Source organism: Yoonia sp. (assembly GCF_030731595.1).
Taxonomy (GTDB): Bacteria; Pseudomonadota; Alphaproteobacteria; order Rhodobacterales; family Rhodobacteraceae; genus Yoonia.
On record NZ_JANQTS010000054.1, the window covers coordinates 1 to 17,931 of the forward strand.

Sequence of the window (17,931 nt, forward strand, 5' to 3'; positions counted from 1 at the left end):
GAAGCGTTGGCGTCCAGAATTTGTTGGGCGTGGATGGGATGGCAGGTTTGAGCCCTTAGCAGCAAAGCAAAATCTTGATAAGATTGGCCTATGGAAGCAACAAGACAGTATATTTTTCGCAAAGCGACGATGGATGATCTGTCATTGCTGACGGGTTGGCAATCCCAACCGCATGTCCGTGAATGGTGGGGCGAAACCGAGCCTTACGACGAAGAAGAAATCGCTGACATCCGCGTTGCCAGATGGATCGTTGAGACGGACGGTAAACCTTTCGCGTTCATGCAGGATTACACTGTCCACGGGTGGGTCGAGCATCATTTCGCCAGGCTTCCGAAGGGGTCAAGGGGGATTGACCAGTATATCGGCGAACCTGACATGATCGGTCTTGGCCACGGATCGGCATTTATCCGGGCAAGGGTGCGGTCCTTGTTTGAGGCAGGTGCGCCGGTCGTTGCTACCGATCCACATCCCGACAACGAACGTGCGATTGCGGTCTACAAGAAGATCGGCTTTGAGGTCGCCGGTCCTCCGCAGGACAGCAGGTGGGGACTGATCTTGCCAATGCAGGCAAAACGCAAAATTCTCTGACAGCTTCGTCGCGCAAAACAGACGTCAAGTCTCCACCATCTCAACCAGCTTCCTAAACGTGTTCAAGTTCCGCGCTGTGGCCTCGCCCCCGATCAATGCGCGACATGCAGGCGCAGGGACCAAAGCGCCAGTCGCCCAATAGCTGATGCACGCACGACTGACTTGAACGCCACCGTCGGGCAGACTAGCGTCAAAGCTCTGCGATTCTGCTTAGGGCGTATTCTTTGGATCTTGTTGTTTTTCATTGGTTTAATCAGTTTAACGGCAAGTACGAGTTACTGAATGACGCGATCCGTTTTGCGCAAGTGTCCCATATCAAGGCGCTGCCTTTCATGGCCGTGGTCTGGCTTCTTTGGTTTTTGCCCAGCAACGCGGCAGCGCGCACCCAGATCAGGGAAAAGCTGCTGGCGGCCCTTCTTTGCACCATTCCGATCATTCTCATCACCCGAGTGCTGGCAGATCGTCTGCCGATGAGTTTGCGCCCCATTCACACGCCGGGGCTGGACATGAACGATATGGGCGGTGAATTCCGCGGCGTTCTGGATGGCTGGAGTTCCATGCCCTCTGACCATGCCTCGCTCTTTATCGGATTTGCGGTCGCGATCCTGACAGTCAACCGCCGCTTTGGCCTGCTGCTTTTGGTCTGGGCGGTTTTCGTTGTGGCCATCCCCCGTATTGTGGTCGGCCTCCATTGGCCTTCCGATATCGTCGTGGGCGCGTTGATCGGCAGCCTTTGCGCCCTTGTCCTGATGAAACCCCTCACAGCGCTCTTGCGCCGGATCGGGATCATTCCGTTCTTTGAAACAAGGGAGGCAATCGGCTATCCCCTGCTTTTCTTCTTCACCTACGAGATTACGACATTGTTTGAATTGTCGCGATATCTGATGAAAGCCGTTGCGAGCTGATCAAGAATTATCAGGCAGAGTTGGCCGGTAGCTCACCACCTCGAATTCAATGCCATCGGCATCGTGAAAGTAGAAACGCTTGCCGGGTTCATAGTCGGCATGGCTATGGGACGCATAGCCAAGCGCTTTGACCCTCGCTTCGACTGCAGCCAGATCATCAACCACAACGCCGATGTGATTTAGCCCGCCGCGCGTTTGATAACTGGCATCGGCCTTTGGAATTGTTTGTGCCGGATCATATCCAGAATAGATCGCAATATAGTGGTCGTCCGTGCCCACATGCACCGTGTAGCCCTCACCATTCAGCACAGACCCTTCCCAGCGTGTCTGCCAACCAAAAAGATCACGCAGCATTGCCGCCGTTTTCTGGGGATCTGATACAGTAATGTTGACGTGTTCGAGTTGTGCCATCTTCAGGTTCTCCGCTTCAGTGATCTGATAAAAAGGACAAGGCCCGCATGTCTTGAAGCTTGAGCGACACCATGAAAGGTGCTGCGCAATTGCGCCTTGTGGTGACCTTTGGCATGTTTTCTCTCCTCTTTGCAAAACAACGCGAATCTGTTGTCATTCCTCAAGTTAACTTGAGATCAAGGAGTTTCTGCATGGCGCAGGGATTGACCATCGGCGATCTTGCCGCGCGCACAGGGCTCGCGGTCTCTGCCATCCGCTTTTACGAGACTCATGACATTGTGAAACCCCTGCGCAATCAAGGCGGGCACCGGCGGTACGGGCGGTCTGATATCAGGCGGTTGTCCTTTGTTATCGCTGCGCAAAAGCTGGGGTTTGCCCTTTCGGATATTGCCCCGCACCTGCGCAACCTGCCCGATCACAAAGCGCCCACAAAGGCCGACTGGACCCGCATCAGCACATCATTTCGCAAGGATATCGACCAACGGATCATGGCATTGGAAGACCTGCGCGACAAACTGGACGGCTGTATCGGTTGCGGTTGTCTGAGCCTGAAATCCTGCGCGCTCTACAACCCTGCCGATATAAAGGGCCAAGACGGGAGCGGTCCGCGCAATCTGTCGGGGCAGCGCCCTTGACTTCGCCCTGACTTCGCCGTTTCCCTGCGCGTCATGAAACTCTCGCATCGCATCACAAACATCACCGGCGGCGGCTCTGACGGCTGGGACGTGTTTTATCGCGCCCGCCGCATGATTGCCGACGGCATTCCCGTCACCGAACTGACCATCGGAGAGCACGATATCCGAACGCATCCCGATATCCTGCGTGCCATGGATCAGGCGGCCGTCGGGGGGCATACGGGCTATGCGACCATCCCCGGCACCCCGCAGCTGCGCGAAAGCGTCGCCGCGCGGATAGAAGCGCGCACAGGCGTGCCGACAACCTCTGAAAACATCCTGATCACGCCGGGGGGGCAAGCCGCACTTTTTGCCGCCTATATCGCGGTTTGCGATCCCGGAGACACCGCGCTTTTCATCGACCCCTTTTATGTCACCTACCCCGGCACCATCCGTGGTGCGGGCGCTGTGCCAAAGGCCATCGCGACATCGCCCGAGACTGCGTTCCAACCGACCAAAGCGGCGCTCGACGCTGCGGCAGCGGGTGCAAAATCGCTCCTGGTCAACACCCCCAACAATCCAACCGGCGTCGTCTATTCTGCCGAAACCCTGCAAACCATCGCCGATGTTTGCATCGCCCATGATCTGTGGCTGATTTCGGACGAGGTTTACGACACGCAGGTCTGGGAAGGCCGCCATATCAGCCCGCGCAGCCTGCCCGGCATGGCCGAACGCACGCTGGTCGTGGGGTCCATGTCCAAAAGCCATGCCATGACAGGCAGCCGGATCGGCTGGGTCTGTGGTCCGAAGGAGGTGATCAGCGAGATGATCAACCTTTCAACCCATACCAACTATGGTGTTGCGGGATTTGTTCAGGACGCAGCCCATTTCGCACTTGGTCAGGGTGACGCGGTGGAAGAGACCGTCGCGGCCCCGTTCCGGCGGCGACGCGACCTGACCATGCAAGCCTTGGCAGGGCAAAACGTCGTGCGTGCCGTGCCCGCACAGGGGGCGATGTATGTGATGCTGGATATCCGCGCGACGGGGATGGATGGGGAAGGTTTTGCCAATGCCTTGCTGGACGCCGAGCAGATCGCTGTGATGCCCGGCGAAAGCTTTGGACAGGCTGCCGCAGGGCATGTGCGGGTCGCGATGACCATCGCCGATGACAAATACCTTGACGCGCTGTCGCGTCTTCTGGCCTTTGCCAGCGCCCTCGCGGCAGAATAAACGCCCGATTTCCGGCGGCACGACGATCCAGAATCGGCTAGTGTCGGGACATGTTGTTTGACCTGCCTGATGATACCACGCTCTATGACGCCCTGCTGGCCCGCGATGCGGGCTATGACGGACGCGCCTATGTCGGTGTGACCTCGACCGGCATCTTTTGCCGCCTGACCTGCCCCGCACGCAAGCCCAAACGTGAAAACTGTATTTTTTACAAAGATATAGCCGACTGTATTCACGCGGGATTTCGCCCCTGCAAGCGTTGCCATCCGCTGGCGCCCGCGGCGCAGACGGACCCCGCGATTGGCGCCTTGCTCGCAGCACTGGAGGCACAGCCGGATTATCGCTGGTCGGAAACGGATGTCGCGCGGATGGGGTTTGACCCATCCACGGTCAGGCGCGCCTTCAAGCGGCATCTTGGCATGACATTTCTGGAACTCGCGCGCAGCAGGCGACTGGCAAACGGGTTTACGGCCCTCGAAGCTGGATCGGTGATTGACGCCCAACTTGATGCGGGCTTTGAAAGCCCTTCGGCCTTTCGGGCCGCATTTGCCAAGATGATGGGAACAGCGCCGGGACATTTCCAGCCGGATGCGATGCTCAGGGCTGCGCATATCATGACGCCTTTGGGGGATATGATCGCGATCTGCGACAAGACCCGGCTGCATCTGCTGGAATTCGCAGACCGCAAGGCGCTGCCCGCAGAGATCAAGCGCCTGCGCAAGCTTTCCAAAGACAGCATCGGGATCGGCAGATTTGACACCACCGACCGCGTCGCCGCTGAACTGGACGCCTATTTCAACAAGCAAAGCGACCGGTTCACCGTCCCGCTGGCCTTGCACGGGTCAGCCTTTGCGCGCGCGGTCTGGACTGCGCTGCAAACGATTCCGGCAGGCGAAACCCGCAGCTACGGGGCTTTGGCCAAGCAGATCGGTGCGCCTCATGCCACGCGCGCCGTAGCGCAGGCGAATGGTGCCAATCAGATCGCCCTGATCATTCCCTGCCACAGGGTGATCGGCGCAGACGGAACCCTGACCGGCTATGGCGGCGGTCTTTGGCGCAAGCAACAGCTGATCGACCTTGAAAAACACTATGCAAAAAGGTGCACCCCATGACCCACCCCGCCGAGATTTTTCGCGCACTCCATGTCAAGGGCAATCCCTTGCTGATGATCAATGTCTGGGATCGCGGCTCTGCCAGAATGATGCAGGGGATGGGGGCCAAAGCCCTGGCCACATCATCTGCGGCCCATGCCTTTACCATGGGCCGTCCCGATGGCGGGACAGTGTCGCGCGATGAGGCGCTTGCCCATGCTGCCGAAATTGTCAGCGCTGTCACGATCCCGGTGCAGGGTGATTTCGAAAACGGTTTTGGCGATGATCCGGACACCTGCGCCGAAACGGTCCGTCTGGCCGCAGAAGTCGGGCTTGCCGGTATCTGTATCGAGGACACGGCCCTGCCTGCACAAACCGCTTATGATTTCGAACTTGCGGTCGCACGGATCAAGGCGGCGGCCGCCGCGGCCCGTGCTCTACCGGATGACTTTGTGCTGACCGCGCGGGCGGATGGGATACTGACGGGGGCCTATGATACGGATGAAGCGATCCGCAGGTTGCAAGCCTTTGACGCGGCAGGGGCGGATTGCCTCTATGCGCCTTTGCCACCCGATATGGCGGCACTGGCAAAGATCTGTGCGGCAACCACTGCGCCGGTAAATGCGCTGGTCGCCGGGCAATTCGCGGGCCATAGCCTCGCGGATTATGCCAAGATCGGGGTCGGGCGCATCTCGCTTGGCTCTTCTTTGGCGCGGATCACCCATCGTGCGATCCATGATGCGGCACATGAAATGCTGGGCGCAGGCACCTTCGATGCGCTGCAACACGGGATCAGCAGCGACAGGATCGACGCGCTGCTTGCATAAAAAGAGGCCCGCTGTTTTACCAGCGGGCCTCAGTCAAGCATCCAAAGCGACAGTAGCTTGGGGGAAGGGACAGTGCGTCGGGATGCTTATCTTGGGCAGTCTGCCTTAGAACTTGAAAGACGCACGCAGCGAAAGTGTGGTGGCATCGACATCGACACCGGCTGCATCGGCAACATCTTCAAACTGGTGCTGCAGCACTTCGCCGCCCAGAATGACCGAGTCGCTCATCATGTAAGACATACCCAGACCGGCAAAGTTGCCATCGGTGTCGCCATCAAGCGCACCAGAAGTCTGAAGCCGTGCGACGCCAGCGGTCAGATAAGGCATGAACTGCCCTGCATCATAACCCAGTTTGACTTTGGCACGTGCCACGGTATCCACATCAACCGCTGGGGTGTCCGAGGAAATGCTTGTACCGTCCACATCCAGCTCGCCACCCAATACAAGGCTGCCGAGGTCATAGTTATAGCCAGCATGCACACCATAAGTGGCGCCTGTTGGATCATCGGCATCGGTGATGCTGTCAGAACTGATGCGCCCATAACCAAGCTGGCCACCGGCATAAAAGCCAGTCCAGTCTGCGCCGCGCATCACCGGGGCCGGTGCGACCATGACGGGAGCGGGTGCTGCCGCGATCACTGGCTCGGAAAGTCCGCCTGCAGAGGCCATGCCGGCAACCAGTGCCAAAGGTGCTGCAAACATGCTCGTGCGAACGATATTCATTGTCGTTTTCATTTTATTCTCCGTTTATCGGTTTGTTGTGCTCGACACACATGACCACTCTCGCTGCGGGTTCAATGAGTCGCCGAACGATGAGGAGTCGATCGGCCAAAACCTGCGGAGTCAGCCGGTAGGCATCGGCCATAAGTGGCCGATTTTTCGAGAAAAACCCCGGGATTAACCTATATCAGACGCACGTTTTCGTGAGGCTGTATAATGGGGGGTTTTATTTACCGCGCGAGCTGCCCACCTGACAGCGGTGCGCCTACTCCGGTGGTTTGCGGGCTGGACAGTGGCAGGCCACGCGCCACTCTGACCGCCAGATAGGCAAAGGCCTGTGCCTCGAGCATATCGCCGTCCAGGCCGACAGCTTCCACAGGGATTACCGCACATTCCAGCGCCCGCGACAACCCTGTCATGACTGTCGCATTGCGCCGCCCGCCCCCTGTGACCAGCACCTGTGTCGGTACGCTGGGGCATATTGCGACCGCTTTCTTGACGCTTTGCACCACAGCTTCGGCCAGTGTGGCCATTGCGTCCGCCTCTGCAAGCCCTGCAACCGACGTGATCAACCCCGCAAAGGCATCGCGGTCCAGCGACTTGGGGGCGGTGCGTTCAAAATAGGGATGCGCCAGAAAATCCGCGATAATGGCGTGATCCGCCAGACCCTGGCCCGCCAGTGCCCCGTCCGCATCATAGTCCACGCCCCGTCGTGCCTGCATCAGATCATTCATCGGAGCGTTTGCAGGGCCTGTGTCAAACGCCAGTAGCGCATCAGGCTCGGACGGATCACCGGCCTGCGGGTTCACCCAGGTGATATTACCGACGCCACCCAGATTTAAGAAGGCGACAGGCGCTTTTGCCCCGATCCACTTGGCCAAGGCAAAGTGATAGAACGGGGCCAAAGGCGCGCCCTGCCCGCCTGCGGCCACATCATTGCTGCGAAAATCCCAAGCCACGGGATAGCCCAAGGCCTGCGCCAGCACGGTCCCGTCGCCGCATTGGTGTGTGCCGCGTCCTCCGGGATCATGGGCCAGGGTTTGACCGTGAAAACCCGCCAGATCGACCGCACCAAAGGGTTTCATGACATCAAGATGGGCCGCTTCGACAATCTGTTGCGCAGGCCCGATCACGTCATCCGGCCAAAGACCCAATGCGCTGCGCAAGACTGCCCGCTCTTGAGCGGTATAGGCCCGATAGGCCACAGGGCCGAACCCGTGAATTGTCACCCCGTCGGTGTCGACAATAGCGGCATCGACCCCGTCCAAAGACGTGCCCGACATCGTCCCCAAGGCTCGCATTACACCTGTCTGCAACATCCACTTTCCCTCGGCCTTGCTCCTGACTATAGAGTGCCCCGAGATCACGTCAGGAACAAGCATATGACCTACCATCCCAAATCCGAATTCATGACAGTCATGATCGCGCGCGGCTTTCTGGCCGACTGCACGGATTATCAGGGCCTTGACGAGGCGCTGAGCAAAGGGGTGGTGCCTGCCTATATCGGTTTCGATGCGACGGCGAAGTCGCTGCATGTGGGATCGCTGATCCAGATCATGATGCTGCGCTGGCTGCAAAAGACCGGCCACAAGCCGATCACCCTGATGGGGGGTGGGACGACCAAAGTGGGCGATCCGTCATTCCGCGCGGATGAACGCCCGCTGCTGGGACCGGAGCAGATCGACGCGAATATTGCGGGGATCAAGCAGGTCTTTGCAGCCTACCTGTCCTATGGCGATGCCCCCACCGATGCGCTGATGATCAACAACGCCGAATGGCTGGACGGCTTGAACTACCTCGATTTTCTGCGCGACATCGGGCGGCATTTCTCGATCAACCGGATGCTGTCATTTGAAAGCGTGAAATCACGTCTGGACCGCGAGCAGTCGCTGTCTTTCCTTGAATTCAACTACATGATCCTGCAAGCCTATGATTTCCTTGAACTGAACCGTCGCTATGGGTGCCTGCTGCAAATGGGTGGCTCGGATCAATGGGGCAATATCGTGAACGGGATCGACCTGACCCGCCGCGTGCTGGATCACGAGATTTACGGGCTGACCTCGCCCTTGCTCACGACCAGCGATGGCAAGAAGATGGGCAAGTCCCAATCTGGAGCGGTCTGGCTCAATGCGGATATGCTCAGCCCCTATGAGTTCTGGCAGTTCTGGCGCAACACAACGGATGCCGATACTGGGCGTTTCCTCAAGCTTTACACCGAATTGCCGGTGGAGGAATGCGACCGCTTGGGGGCGCTGCAAGGTGCGGACATCAACGCCGCAAAAATCATCCTCGCCAATGAGGTCACGACGCTTTTGCATGGGGCAGAGGCGGCAAAGACCGCAGAGGCCACGGCGCGCGAAGTCTTTGAAAAGGGCGGTGTCGGGGATGATCTGCCCACGCTGACCTTGTCTGCCGACGAGCTTGGCGAAGGGATTTCCATCGTGCAACTGATCGTCCGCTCTGGCCTTGCGACCACTGGTAAGGAAGCGAAACGCCTGATTGCCGAAAACGGGGCACGTTTGAACGATGACCCGCTGACAAATGCCGGTCTCATCATTGATGCGAAAGCTTTGGGGCAACCGATCAAACTGAGCGCGGGCAAGAAACGCCACGCGCTGGTGCAGCTGGGTGACTAGTCCGGACCTGTCGTCGCTGGCAACGCGCGGCGTCTGGTGCTAAGCCAAGGCAACACCGCCTAAGGCCCTGCCCATGACACTCCTGCAAATCACATCCCTTCTGATCGTCCTTGCGGGCGCATTTGGGGCGATCAACTACCTTTTTCTAAAGCTTCCTTCCGCGATCGGCATTCTGGTTGTGTCGCTGGTGGCATCCTTGGTCGTGATGCTTCTGGATATCACCGTCCCCAGCCTTGGCGTGGCGGATGTCGTCCGCGCGACTGTGCTGGAGATCGAATTCTCCGAGGCTTTGCTGGAGGGCATGTTGGGCCTCTTGCTCTTTGCCGGAGCCTTGCATGTCAAACTCACTGATCTGCGGCGCGAATGGGTTGTCGTGGCCTTGATGGCCACCATCGGGATCGGCTTGTCGACGGCGATTGTTGGCTATGGGTTCTCTTGGCTGACCGGGATGCCGATCCTTGTGGCGCTGGTGTTCGGGGCCTTGATATCACCCACCGATCCGGTCGCGGTCTTGGGCGTCTTGCGTCAAGCGAACCTGCAAAAATCGCTGGAGACCAAGATCGCGGGCGAAAGCCTGTTTAATGACGGCGTGGCTTACGTGGTGTTCCTTGTGCTGATCGGGCTTGCTTTTCCGCATGGCGATGCGCATGGCAGCGGGCTTGCCGATGCGGCCACGCTATTCTTGCAAGAGGCCGTCGGCGGTGCCGTTTTGGGCCTTGTGCTGGGCTGGCTCACGTTTCGGGTGATGCGCCGGATAGATGATTATTCGCTTGAGGTACTGATAACCCTCGGACTGGCTTTTGGCGGCTATGAACTGGCGGTTTACCTGCATGTCTCGGCCCCGATCATGGCCGTTTGCGCAGGGCTGCTGATTGGCGATGTGGGCACAAAATACGGGATGTCCGAGGAAACCCGCAAATATGTGGATGCCTTTTGGAAACTGATCGACGAAATCCTTAACGCGGTCCTGTTCCTGCTGATCGGGGTCGAGGTCTTTGCGGTGGCCTTCAACTTTGAATACCTGACAGCGGGTGTCGCGGCCATCGCCTTGGCGCTTCTGGCGCGTTTGGCGGCGGTTGCCGTGCCGATCCTGATCCTGCGCCCGTTCCGCGATTTCTCGACCGGCGTGATCCCGATCATGACATGGGGCGGGCTGAAGGGCGGGATTTCGGTGGCGCTGGCCCTGTCCTTGCCCGAAGGCGAATGGAAGCCGGTGATTTTGACGGCCACCTATATGGTCGTGATCTTCTCGATTATCGTACAAGGATTGACCGTCGCGCAGCTTGCGCAGCGGTTGAACAAAACAGAAAGCGCCAAACCATGACCCCCTATTTTGTCTATGACGTGTTTTCAGCCGTACCCTTTGGCGGCAACCCACTCGCGGTAATCCCCGATGCCACAGGGATCGCCGAGGATCGGTTGCAAAAGATCGCACGGGAATTCAATTTTTCCGAGACAACCTTTGTTTATCCGCCCGATGATCCGAACCATACGGCGCGCGTGCGTATCTTTACACCAACGATGGAAATTCCCTTTGCGGGGCACCCTACGATCGGCACCGCTATTGCGCTGCGCGACGAAGGTCGCCCGGGTCCGATGGTGCTAGAGCTTGGGGTCGGCCCGATCCCTTGTGCCTTTGATGGCGATTTGGCCTCCTTTACGACCTCGGCCCCGCTCAGCCGGCGCGCGGCGCTTGAACCCGCTTTGCTTGCCGCCTGTCTTGGACTTGATCCTTCTGCTGTGAAAACCGATACGCATGGGCCGGTCTATGCCGGTGTCGGGCTGGAATTTGCGATTGTAGAGCTGGCAGACCAGGACCAGCTGGCCGCCTGCGCCCCGGTGACGGATCAGTTCAAACGTGCCGCCGCCCTTTACCCAGCCAGCATCGACTTTCCCCTCTTTGCCTATGTCCGCGATGGCATGGAGATCAAGGCGCGCATGTTTGCCCCGCTCGACAATATCCCCGAAGATCCAGCCACCGGCAGCGCCTGTGCCGCTTTGGCCGCTCTTTTGACCGAAGAATTGCAAATGGATCTGACCCTGGACATTCTTCAGGGCGAAACCATGGGGCGGCCATCGTATATCACGGCCTCCACACAACTGGCGCACCCCGTTCCGGTGACCGTCAGCGGACAGGCCGTGCGGACCATGCAGGGTCTGCTGGTTATATGACTGTCGGCGCCAGCACTCTACCGCAGCCGCTTTGCGCTTTTGATATCCGTTCTGACGGGCAAGTGCTGATCGTCGCCGACATCGCGTCTCCAATCGATCAGCAGGATGTGGTTTATCGGTGGCTGCATTTTGACCTTGCCACAGCTGGACTGGAAGAATGGTGTCATGTCACGCTCCCACCGCTGGCTGCACGTGCGCTGCTTGCTGCGAAAACCCGCCCCCATGTCGAGAACCATGAGGAAGGGCTGTTTGCCACCTTTCGCGGCGTGAACTTCAACGAAGGGGCCGAGTTGGAGGACATGGTGTCGCTGCGTTTGTGGATGACCGACAGGTTGGTGGTCACGGTCCGCCGCGAACGGGTTTTCGCAATGGAGGACCTTGCCAACCAGATGCGAAGCCATGATGCACCGCCCACCCCTGCGCGGCTTGTGGCACGTGTCACCGAACATCTTGTCGCGCGGATCGAACAGATCTCGCTTGATCTGGAACTGCGCACAGACCAGTTGGAAGAGGCCGTCTATGACAACGACAGCCGCGATGTGACCACTCTGGCCCCCCTGCGCCGCAGTGTCATCAAACTGCGGCGGCATATCGGGCCGATGACGGATGCGTTGAAATCCCTTGCGACCATCGAAACCGTGCTGATCCCCAAGAAGCTGCGGCACAGGCTGCGGGATACGGCCAACCGCGCCACCCGATCTGTGGAAGAAGTGCATGAGGTGACGGATCGGCTGATCGCGCTGAGCCAGCATGTGGATCTGAACAATGACACCCGACTGGCCCATAACGGCTATGTCCTTTCGGTGATTGCCGCGATTTTCCTGCCTTTGGGTTTCCTGACGGGTCTTTTTGGCGTCAATGTCGGCGGCATGCCCGGGGTTGATAGCGATCTGGGCTTTGTGATCCTCTGTGTGGCGATGGTGGTGATCGGGGCGTTCGGCTATGTGATCTTGCGCTGGCTGCGGTGGTTCTAGGGCGGTGAACACTAGAAACCGCGCCAAAGGCCCGTTATCACCGGATCAAGACAACACGAGGCCGCGATGACGACCACCATTCTGGAACGCTGCGAAGCAAACGGGCTGCGGATGACCGAGCAGCGCCGCACGATAGCGGGCGTTTTGCAGGATGCCGACGATCACCCGGATGTCGAAGAGCTTTACAACCGCGCCTCTGCCGTTGATCCGCGTATTTCGCTGGCGACGGTGTATCGCACGGTCAAACTTTTCGAAGAGACCGGTATTCTGGAAAAACACGAATTCGGCGATGGGCGCGCCCGTTATGAAGCGGCCGACCGCGACCACCACGACCACCTGATCGACGTACACTCGGGCGAGGTGATCGAATTTGTCGATCCCGAAATCGAAGCGCTGCAAGAAAAGATCGCGGCAAAACTCGGCTATCGGCTGATGGGGCATCGGTTGGAACTTTACGCGGTCCCGCTCACAGACAAGGACGACTAAATCTTGGAAAACCTGCGCGGTGCGGCCTTTATGGTCTTTGCGATGTTATGTTTCGCGATCGAAGACGCGCTGATCAAATTTCTGGCCCGCGATATGCCCGTGGGACAGGTTCTGGTGGTCATGGCTTTGGGCGGTCTGCTGGGGTTTCTGGGCTTGGCGAAACTGAACGGCAAGCCGCTGTGGCAAGCCGAGTATCTTAACCGCAAAGTGCTGATGCGCAGCGCCTGCGATGCGACAGGCACCGTCCTTTTTGCCACTGCCTTGACGCTGATCCCGCTGACCACAGCCTCGGCTGTTATTCAGGCCACACCGCTTGTTGTCGCACTGGGAGCCGCGCTTTTTCTGGGGCAACCGATTGGATGGCGGCGCTGGATTGCGATCCTTTTCGGCTTTATCGGCGTGCTGATTATCATCCGCCCCGGACTGGAGGGATTTACCCCTGCCACGCTTTTGGCGGTTGCAGGCATGTTGGCGCTGGCCTCACGCGATCTGTTGACCCGCAGTCTGACGGTCAGCCTCTCGGGGGCGCAACTGGCCACACATACCTTTTCGGTCGTCGTTCCGGCCAGTATGGCGCTGATGGCCCTGCAAGGGCAAAGGCCCGTTATGCCCGATACGGCAGGGCTGCTTTTGTTGGTTGCAGCCGTCGTCGTCGGGATGATCGCCTATCTTGCCATTGTCACAGCCACGCGCCACGGCAACGCGGGGATCATTTCTTCATTCCGTTACAGTCGTATGGTTTTTGCGCTGGTGATCGGCTACATCGTCTTTGCCGAACGGCCCGATCTTTTGACCTTGCTGGGGGTGGCGATCATTATCACCTCTGGCATCTACACACTCGTCCGCGAGGCCCGCTTGCACCGCGCTTCACTTACACTAAAACCGGCGCTATAGAGGCGCTGATACCGCTAACATTCTCCCAAAGGAGCACGCCTATGAGCACGATCATCGACATCCACGCCCGCGAAATTCTGGACAGCCGGGGCAACCCCACGGTCGAGGTCGACGTGATTTTGGAAGACGGCACCATGGGCCGCGCGGCGGTGCCATCGGGTGCCTCGACCGGCGCGCATGAGGCCGTGGAAAAGCGCGATGGCGACAAAAGCCGTTATATGGGCAAAGGTGTGCTTGAAGCTGTCGCCGCCGTGAACGGCGAAATCGCGCAAGAAATCCTTGGCTTTGATGCGACCGAACAGGTGGGCATCGATATGGCGATGATCGAACTGGACGGCACAGCCAACAAAGGCCGGCTTGGCGCCAATGCGATCCTTGGCGTGTCGATGGCCGTCGCCAAAGCCGCTGCCGATTTCACCGCGCAGCCGCTGTTCCGCTATATCGGCGGCACATCGGCCCGCACTCTGCCGGTGCCGATGATGAACATCATCAATGGCGGCGAACATGCGGACAACCCGATTGATATTCAGGAATTCATGATCATGCCGGTCGCTGCCGAGAATATCAAAGAGGCCGTGCGCATGGGCTCTGAAGTGTTCCACACGCTGAAAAAGGAACTCTCTGCCGCCGGCCACAACACCGGCATCGGCGATGAGGGTGGCTTTGCTCCCAATCTGGCCAGCACCCGCGTCGCACTTGATTTCATCATGACGTCGATCGACAAGGCTGGATACAAGCCGGGCGAGGATATCTATCTGGCGCTCGATTGTGCGGCGACCGAATATTACAAGGGCGGCAAATACGAGATGGTGGGCGAAGGGATTTCGCTGACATCGCAAGAGAACGCGGAATATCTCGCGAAACTCGCCGCAGATTACCCCATCATCAGCATCGAGGACGGTATGTCCGAAGATGACTGGGAAGGCTGGAAGGTCCTGACCGATATGATCGGCGACAAGGTGCAACTGGTGGGCGACGATCTGTTCGTGACCAACCCTGCCCGACTGGCCGAAGGGATCGCCAAAGGCTGTGCCAACTCCATGCTGGTCAAGGTCAACCAGATCGGATCACTGACCGAGACTTTGCAGGCTGTCGAAATGGCCCACCGTGCGCGGTACACCAACGTGATGTCGCACCGGTCCGGTGAGACCGAGGACACCACCATCGCCGATCTTGCCGTGGCCACGAACTGCGGTCAGATCAAGACCGGGTCACTGTCGCGCTCTGACCGGTTGGCCAAGTATAACCAGTTGATCCGTATCGAGGAAATGCTGGGTGAAACCGCTGTCTATGCGGGGCGGAGCATTCTGAAAGGATGATGCTGAAGGAAGGCGAATATGCCGTTCCCAAAGGCCATTTGGCGGCGGTTGTCACCCATCTGGAGATGACAGCCCCCGCGATGACGGCCCCAAAGCCGTTTCCACAAGATGTGACAGCCACATGCGAAACGCCGGATATTGCCAGCTATCGCGCGCTGTTCCGTGCGGTGGGTGATCCCTGGCTCTGGACATCGCGGCATCTGGTACCGGACGACGCGCTTTCGGCGATCCTGACGGACCGCGCTGTTGAAATCTGGATCATCCGGCAAGGTGACGCGATGATTGGTTTTGTCGAACTGGATTTCCGGACCGCAGGGGAATGTGCGCTGGCCTATTTCGGTCTGATCCCCGCAGCCACAGGCCAAGGATTGGGCGGGCCCATGATGGCTCTTGCCCAGCGTCAGGCCTTCAGCCGTGAGATCAGCCGCTTTCACGTGCATACCTGTTCGCTGGACGCTCCCGGCGCGCTGGCGTTCTACCAGCGCACGGGCTTTGTGCCCTATAAGGCCGAAGTCGATATCTTTCCTGACCCGCGACTACGCGGCGTTATCCACCCCACACAAGCAAAGCATGTGCCATGTCTGCCTTGACCGCCGATCAAATCATCGCCCAACTGGACCTCGCCCCGCATCCCGAAGGCGGTTACTACCGCCAGACATGGGTGGCCGAAAACGAGGGCCGCGCCACAGGCACCTGCATCTATTTTCTGCTGAAAGCCGGCCAAGCCAGCCATTGGCATGCGGTCGATGCCGTTGAAATCTGGCACTATTATGCAGGTGCGCCGCTGGTGCTGTCGCTGGCACCCAGCATTGAGGGGCCTGCTGAGGACCTTCTTCTCGGGCCCGACTTGGCCGCAGGCGAAATCCCCCAAGTCATCGTGCCGGAACGCCACTGGCAGATGGCGGCAACGACAGGCGACTGGACGCTTGTCGGCTGCACCGTGTCACCCGGTTTCCAGTTTGAAGGCTTCACGCTGGCGGAACCCGGGGTCGATATCCCGCGCTAGCGCCCTACCCGTCCGGTCCTGCGGGTTTCGGCTCTTCTACCGGCATCTCGCCGGTTTCCAGAATATGCATCATCTGCCCATGCAGTTCCGCCTCGCGCGGGCCCAATACTTCTTGCACGCGGGCAATATAGGTTTCGTTTTCCATGACGGGAATATTCGGGTCGTAGGCATCCGCCAAAGCAATCATGGAAGCACGATCCAGTGTGTTGAAGGCATCCACCATCATCTGTGCGCGATCCTTGGGAATATTGAGCGCCTCCAGCGACGAGCGCCCCATACGCAAGGCGCTGTCATAATTTTCACGGATGATGTCCCGGCATCCTGCCGCCCAAAGCTCGTAGACATGATGCCGGTCGACGGCGCGGGCAATCACATGCACATGCGGCGCGGTCTTGACGACATAGCGCACAAGTTCTGTGATCTTCTCGCGGTCATCAATGGCGGCCACAAAAACCCGCGCATGGTGCAGGCCCGCTGCGTGCAGCAAATCAGGGCGGGTGGCGTCGCCATAGTAGATTCGCGCCCCGAAGCGGCGCATATTTTCTAGATGTGCGGCGTTGTAGTCGATGACAGTCAGATGATAGCCCGCCGCACTCAGGATGCGACGGACAAGCCCACCAATACGGCCACCGCCCGCGATGATGACCTCGCCCTGCTCTTCGATCTGGTCGGCCTCGCCCGCATCAACCCTGCTGTAACGCGGAGCGATGACACGTTCGTAAAAGATGAACAGTGGCGGCGTCAGCATCATGGACAGCGCCACGACCAGCAGAAGCTGATCGGCCAGTCCCTGTGGCAAAATCGCGCTCGCGACCGAGAACGACAGCAAGACAAAGCCAAATTCGCCCGCTTGTGCCAATGACAGCGCCAAAAGCCAGCGATCCGACCCGCGGATCCGGAAGATGAAACTCAGGCCGACCAGAACCAAGGCTTTGACGACCATCAACAAAACCGTAAGACCGATGATCAAAGCGAGATTGTCCGCCAGCAGACCAAAGTTGATGGCCGCACCGACAGTCATAAAGAAAAGCCCCAAGAGCAGGCCCTTGAACGGATCAATGTCCGATTCCAGCTCGTGGCGGTATTCGCTGTTGGCCAGCACCACCCCCGCCAGAAAGGTCCCCAGTGCCGGCGACAGGCCGACCAGCGACATCAAGAGGGCAATGCCGATGACCATCATCAACGCTGTGGCGGTGAACAATTCGCGCAGATTGGCCCCAGCCACAAAGCGAAAAATCGGACGGGTCAGGTAGCTGCCAGCCCCCACAACGGCCGCGATGGCAACCACGTTAACGATGGCTGTCTGCCAGCCGTTCAGCCCTGCCACGAGGCTCAGCGCAGCACTATGACCGTCACTCTCTGCGCCGTGGGCCGTCTCTGCGGCATGTGCGATATCCAGCAGTTCAGGCAGCGCCAAGAGCGGCATCAGCGCCAGCATCGGGATCACGGCGATGTCTTGCGCCAGCAGGACCGAAAAGCTGGACTGCCCTCCATCACTTTTCATCAAGCCTTTTTCATTCAATGTTTGCAGAACGATAGCTGTCGAACTTAAGGCTGCAATCAAGCCAACCGCGAGGGCGACTGTCCAGCCCAGACCAAAGAAAAGACCGATTGCCATAATGACGGCTGCCGTCAGTCCGACCTGACCACCGCCCAGCCCAAGCAACTGGCCGCGCATGGCCCAGAGCCGTTTCGGTTCCAGCTCGAGCCCTACCAAAAAGAGCATCATCACGACGCCAAACTCTGCAAAATGCTGGATCGAGATGACATCGACGTCCAACACGGTCAGGATCGGGCTAATCACAATCCCCGCAATCAGGTAGCCCAGCACCGACCCCAGACCCAAGCGGGCGGCGATGGGTACCGCAATGACCCCTGCAATCAGGAAAATGAAGGCCAGTAGCAGAAAATCGGTCATGGTCTTGTCCTCATGTCGCTCGCAATGATGCGCATGCAGGCGGTGCTTTGGGAAGAGCCAAGACAGGATAAAGGGACGGACAATCGCCAATCACGGAGTCCGCCTCACCCCTCGCGCTCCATAAAAAAGGGAGGACCGAA

General features: G+C 58.8%; 19 protein-coding genes. 15 read left to right on the forward strand and 4 right to left on the reverse strand.

Features of this window, described 5'->3' with window-relative positions; all coding sequences use genetic code 11:
* Positions 1 to 90 precede the first annotated feature (90 nt).
* Together NWQ23_RS05300 and NWQ23_RS05305 are read left to right on the forward strand one after the other, a co-directional pair.
* Entirely contained in the window at positions 91 to 588 is a 498-nt protein-coding gene (locus NWQ23_RS05300; protein ID WP_306165213.1) for a GNAT family N-acetyltransferase, read from the forward strand.
* 224 nt (positions 589 to 812) lie between these two features.
* Positions 813 to 1,493, forward strand: a complete 681-nt coding sequence (locus tag NWQ23_RS05305) for a phosphatase PAP2 family protein (protein WP_306165214.1) — start codon at positions 813 to 815, stop codon at positions 1,491 to 1,493.
* Here the strand turns inward: NWQ23_RS05305 and NWQ23_RS05310 are convergent, their stop codons facing one another.
* Positions 1,494 to 1,904, reverse strand: a complete 411-nt coding sequence (locus NWQ23_RS05310; protein WP_306165215.1) for a VOC family protein — start codon at positions 1,902 to 1,904, stop codon at positions 1,494 to 1,496.
* 191 nt (positions 1,905 to 2,095) lie between these two features.
* Between NWQ23_RS05310 and soxR the strand changes: the two genes are divergently transcribed.
* Genes soxR through NWQ23_RS05330 form a run of 4 tightly spaced genes read left to right on the forward strand, consistent with a single transcriptional unit; the run spans position 2,096 to position 5,666 of the window.
* Complete coding sequence (gene soxR, locus NWQ23_RS05315) at positions 2,096 to 2,539, forward strand: redox-sensitive transcriptional activator SoxR (protein ID WP_306165216.1); 444 nt, start codon at positions 2,096 to 2,098, stop codon at positions 2,537 to 2,539.
* 33 nt (positions 2,540 to 2,572) lie between these two features.
* Complete coding sequence (locus NWQ23_RS05320) at positions 2,573 to 3,748, forward strand: pyridoxal phosphate-dependent aminotransferase (RefSeq protein WP_306165217.1); 1,176 nt, start codon at positions 2,573 to 2,575, stop codon at positions 3,746 to 3,748.
* A gap of 50 nt (positions 3,749 to 3,798) precedes the next feature.
* Positions 3,799 to 4,860, forward strand: a complete 1,062-nt coding sequence (locus tag NWQ23_RS05325) for a bifunctional transcriptional activator/DNA repair enzyme AdaA (RefSeq protein WP_306165218.1) — start codon at positions 3,799 to 3,801, stop codon at positions 4,858 to 4,860.
* Positions 4,857 to 5,666 (forward strand): isocitrate lyase/phosphoenolpyruvate mutase family protein, encoded by an 810-nt coding sequence (locus NWQ23_RS05330; protein WP_306165219.1) that lies wholly within the window; start codon positions 4,857 to 4,859, stop codon positions 5,664 to 5,666. The genes NWQ23_RS05325 and NWQ23_RS05330 overlap by 4 nt, the downstream gene beginning before the upstream one ends.
* Before the next feature lie 105 nt (positions 5,667 to 5,771).
* On the opposite strand, the gene NWQ23_RS05335 is transcribed toward NWQ23_RS05330, so the two are convergent.
* Complete coding sequence (locus NWQ23_RS05335; protein ID WP_306165220.1) at positions 5,772 to 6,401, reverse strand: outer membrane protein; 630 nt, start codon at positions 6,399 to 6,401, stop codon at positions 5,772 to 5,774.
* A gap of 215 nt (positions 6,402 to 6,616) precedes the next feature.
* The gene (locus tag NWQ23_RS05340; RefSeq protein ID WP_306165221.1) at positions 6,617 to 7,705 is read right to left on the reverse strand and encodes an anhydro-N-acetylmuramic acid kinase; all 1,089 of its coding nucleotides are present in this window, start codon (positions 7,703 to 7,705) and stop codon (positions 6,617 to 6,619) included.
* Between the two features lie 63 nt (positions 7,706 to 7,768).
* Between NWQ23_RS05340 and tyrS the strand changes: the two genes are divergently transcribed.
* The 9 genes from tyrS (at position 7,769) to NWQ23_RS05385 (ending at position 15,873) form a co-directional block, all read left to right on the forward strand.
* A complete protein-coding gene (gene tyrS, locus NWQ23_RS05345; protein WP_306165222.1) occupies positions 7,769 to 9,022 on the forward strand; it encodes a tyrosine--tRNA ligase in 1,254 nt (417 codons plus the stop codon).
* A gap of 73 nt (positions 9,023 to 9,095) precedes the next feature.
* Positions 9,096 to 10,346 carry a sodium:proton antiporter gene (locus NWQ23_RS05350; protein WP_306165223.1) on the forward strand — a complete coding sequence of 417 codons (1,251 nt, stop codon included), beginning with the start codon at positions 9,096 to 9,098 and terminating at the stop codon, positions 10,344 to 10,346.
* Positions 10,343 to 11,194 carry a PhzF family phenazine biosynthesis protein gene (locus NWQ23_RS05355; RefSeq protein ID WP_306165224.1) on the forward strand — a complete coding sequence of 284 codons (852 nt, stop codon included), beginning with the start codon at positions 10,343 to 10,345 and terminating at the stop codon, positions 11,192 to 11,194. The genes NWQ23_RS05350 and NWQ23_RS05355 overlap by 4 nt, the downstream gene beginning before the upstream one ends.
* The gene (locus NWQ23_RS05360) at positions 11,191 to 12,168 is read left to right on the forward strand and encodes a CorA family divalent cation transporter (RefSeq protein WP_306165225.1); all 978 of its coding nucleotides are present in this window, start codon (positions 11,191 to 11,193) and stop codon (positions 12,166 to 12,168) included. The genes NWQ23_RS05355 and NWQ23_RS05360 overlap by 4 nt, the downstream gene beginning before the upstream one ends.
* Positions 12,169 to 12,234: 66 nt before the next feature.
* Positions 12,235 to 12,654: a Fur family transcriptional regulator gene (locus tag NWQ23_RS05365; RefSeq protein ID WP_306165226.1), complete on the forward strand. Its 420-nt coding sequence runs from the start codon at positions 12,235 to 12,237 to the stop codon at positions 12,652 to 12,654.
* 3 nt (positions 12,655 to 12,657) lie between these two features.
* Positions 12,658 to 13,548, forward strand: a complete 891-nt coding sequence (locus tag NWQ23_RS05370) for a DMT family transporter (RefSeq protein WP_306165227.1) — start codon at positions 12,658 to 12,660, stop codon at positions 13,546 to 13,548.
* Between the two features lie 41 nt (positions 13,549 to 13,589).
* Positions 13,590 to 14,867 (forward strand): phosphopyruvate hydratase, encoded by a 1,278-nt coding sequence (eno, locus tag NWQ23_RS05375; protein WP_306165228.1) that lies wholly within the window; start codon positions 13,590 to 13,592, stop codon positions 14,865 to 14,867.
* Positions 14,864 to 15,457, forward strand: a complete 594-nt coding sequence (locus NWQ23_RS05380) for a GNAT family N-acetyltransferase (protein ID WP_306165229.1) — start codon at positions 14,864 to 14,866, stop codon at positions 15,455 to 15,457. Before eno ends, NWQ23_RS05380 begins: the two co-directional genes overlap by 4 nt.
* Positions 15,445 to 15,873: a cupin domain-containing protein gene (locus tag NWQ23_RS05385; protein ID WP_306165230.1), complete on the forward strand. Its 429-nt coding sequence runs from the start codon at positions 15,445 to 15,447 to the stop codon at positions 15,871 to 15,873. The genes NWQ23_RS05380 and NWQ23_RS05385 overlap by 13 nt, the downstream gene beginning before the upstream one ends.
* A gap of 4 nt (positions 15,874 to 15,877) precedes the next feature.
* Here the strand turns inward: NWQ23_RS05385 and NWQ23_RS05390 are convergent, their stop codons facing one another.
* The gene (locus NWQ23_RS05390; protein ID WP_306165231.1) at positions 15,878 to 17,791 is read right to left on the reverse strand and encodes a cation:proton antiporter; all 1,914 of its coding nucleotides are present in this window, start codon (positions 17,789 to 17,791) and stop codon (positions 15,878 to 15,880) included.
* Between the last annotated feature and the right edge of the window lie 140 nt (positions 17,792 to 17,931).

Excerpts from the sequence above, each read along its gene's own strand:
- NWQ23_RS05335 (WP_306165220.1), bottom strand. The coding sequence starts at position 6,401 with ATGAAAACGACAATGAATATCGTTCGCACGAGCATGTTTGCAGCACCT.
- NWQ23_RS05300 (WP_306165213.1), top strand. The coding sequence starts at position 91 with ATGGAAGCAACAAGACAGTATATTTTTCGCAAAGCGACGATGGATGAT.
- NWQ23_RS05340 (WP_306165221.1), bottom strand. The coding sequence starts at position 7,705 with ATGTTGCAGACAGGTGTAATGCGAGCCTTGGGGACGATGTCGGGCACG.
- NWQ23_RS05330 (WP_306165219.1), top strand. The coding sequence starts at position 4,857 with ATGACCCACCCCGCCGAGATTTTTCGCGCACTCCATGTCAAGGGCAAT.
- NWQ23_RS05365 (WP_306165226.1), top strand. The coding sequence starts at position 12,235 with ATGACGACCACCATTCTGGAACGCTGCGAAGCAAACGGGCTGCGGATG.
- NWQ23_RS05320 (WP_306165217.1), top strand. The coding sequence starts at position 2,573 with ATGAAACTCTCGCATCGCATCACAAACATCACCGGCGGCGGCTCTGAC.
- eno (WP_306165228.1), top strand. The coding sequence starts at position 13,590 with ATGAGCACGATCATCGACATCCACGCCCGCGAAATTCTGGACAGCCGG.
- NWQ23_RS05390 (WP_306165231.1), bottom strand. The coding sequence starts at position 17,791 with ATGACCGATTTTCTGCTACTGGCCTTCATTTTCCTGATTGCAGGGGTC.
- NWQ23_RS05380 (WP_306165229.1), top strand. The coding sequence starts at position 14,864 with ATGATGCTGAAGGAAGGCGAATATGCCGTTCCCAAAGGCCATTTGGCG.
- NWQ23_RS05355 (WP_306165224.1), top strand. The coding sequence starts at position 10,343 with ATGACCCCCTATTTTGTCTATGACGTGTTTTCAGCCGTACCCTTTGGC.
- NWQ23_RS05310 (WP_306165215.1), bottom strand. The coding sequence starts at position 1,904 with ATGGCACAACTCGAACACGTCAACATTACTGTATCAGATCCCCAGAAA.
- NWQ23_RS05325 (WP_306165218.1), top strand. The coding sequence starts at position 3,799 with ATGTTGTTTGACCTGCCTGATGATACCACGCTCTATGACGCCCTGCTG.
- NWQ23_RS05360 (WP_306165225.1), top strand. The coding sequence starts at position 11,191 with ATGACTGTCGGCGCCAGCACTCTACCGCAGCCGCTTTGCGCTTTTGAT.
- NWQ23_RS05350 (WP_306165223.1), top strand. The coding sequence starts at position 9,096 with ATGACACTCCTGCAAATCACATCCCTTCTGATCGTCCTTGCGGGCGCA.
- NWQ23_RS05385 (WP_306165230.1), top strand. The coding sequence starts at position 15,445 with ATGTCTGCCTTGACCGCCGATCAAATCATCGCCCAACTGGACCTCGCC.
- soxR (WP_306165216.1), top strand. The coding sequence starts at position 2,096 with ATGGCGCAGGGATTGACCATCGGCGATCTTGCCGCGCGCACAGGGCTC.
- tyrS (WP_306165222.1), top strand. The coding sequence starts at position 7,769 with ATGACCTACCATCCCAAATCCGAATTCATGACAGTCATGATCGCGCGC.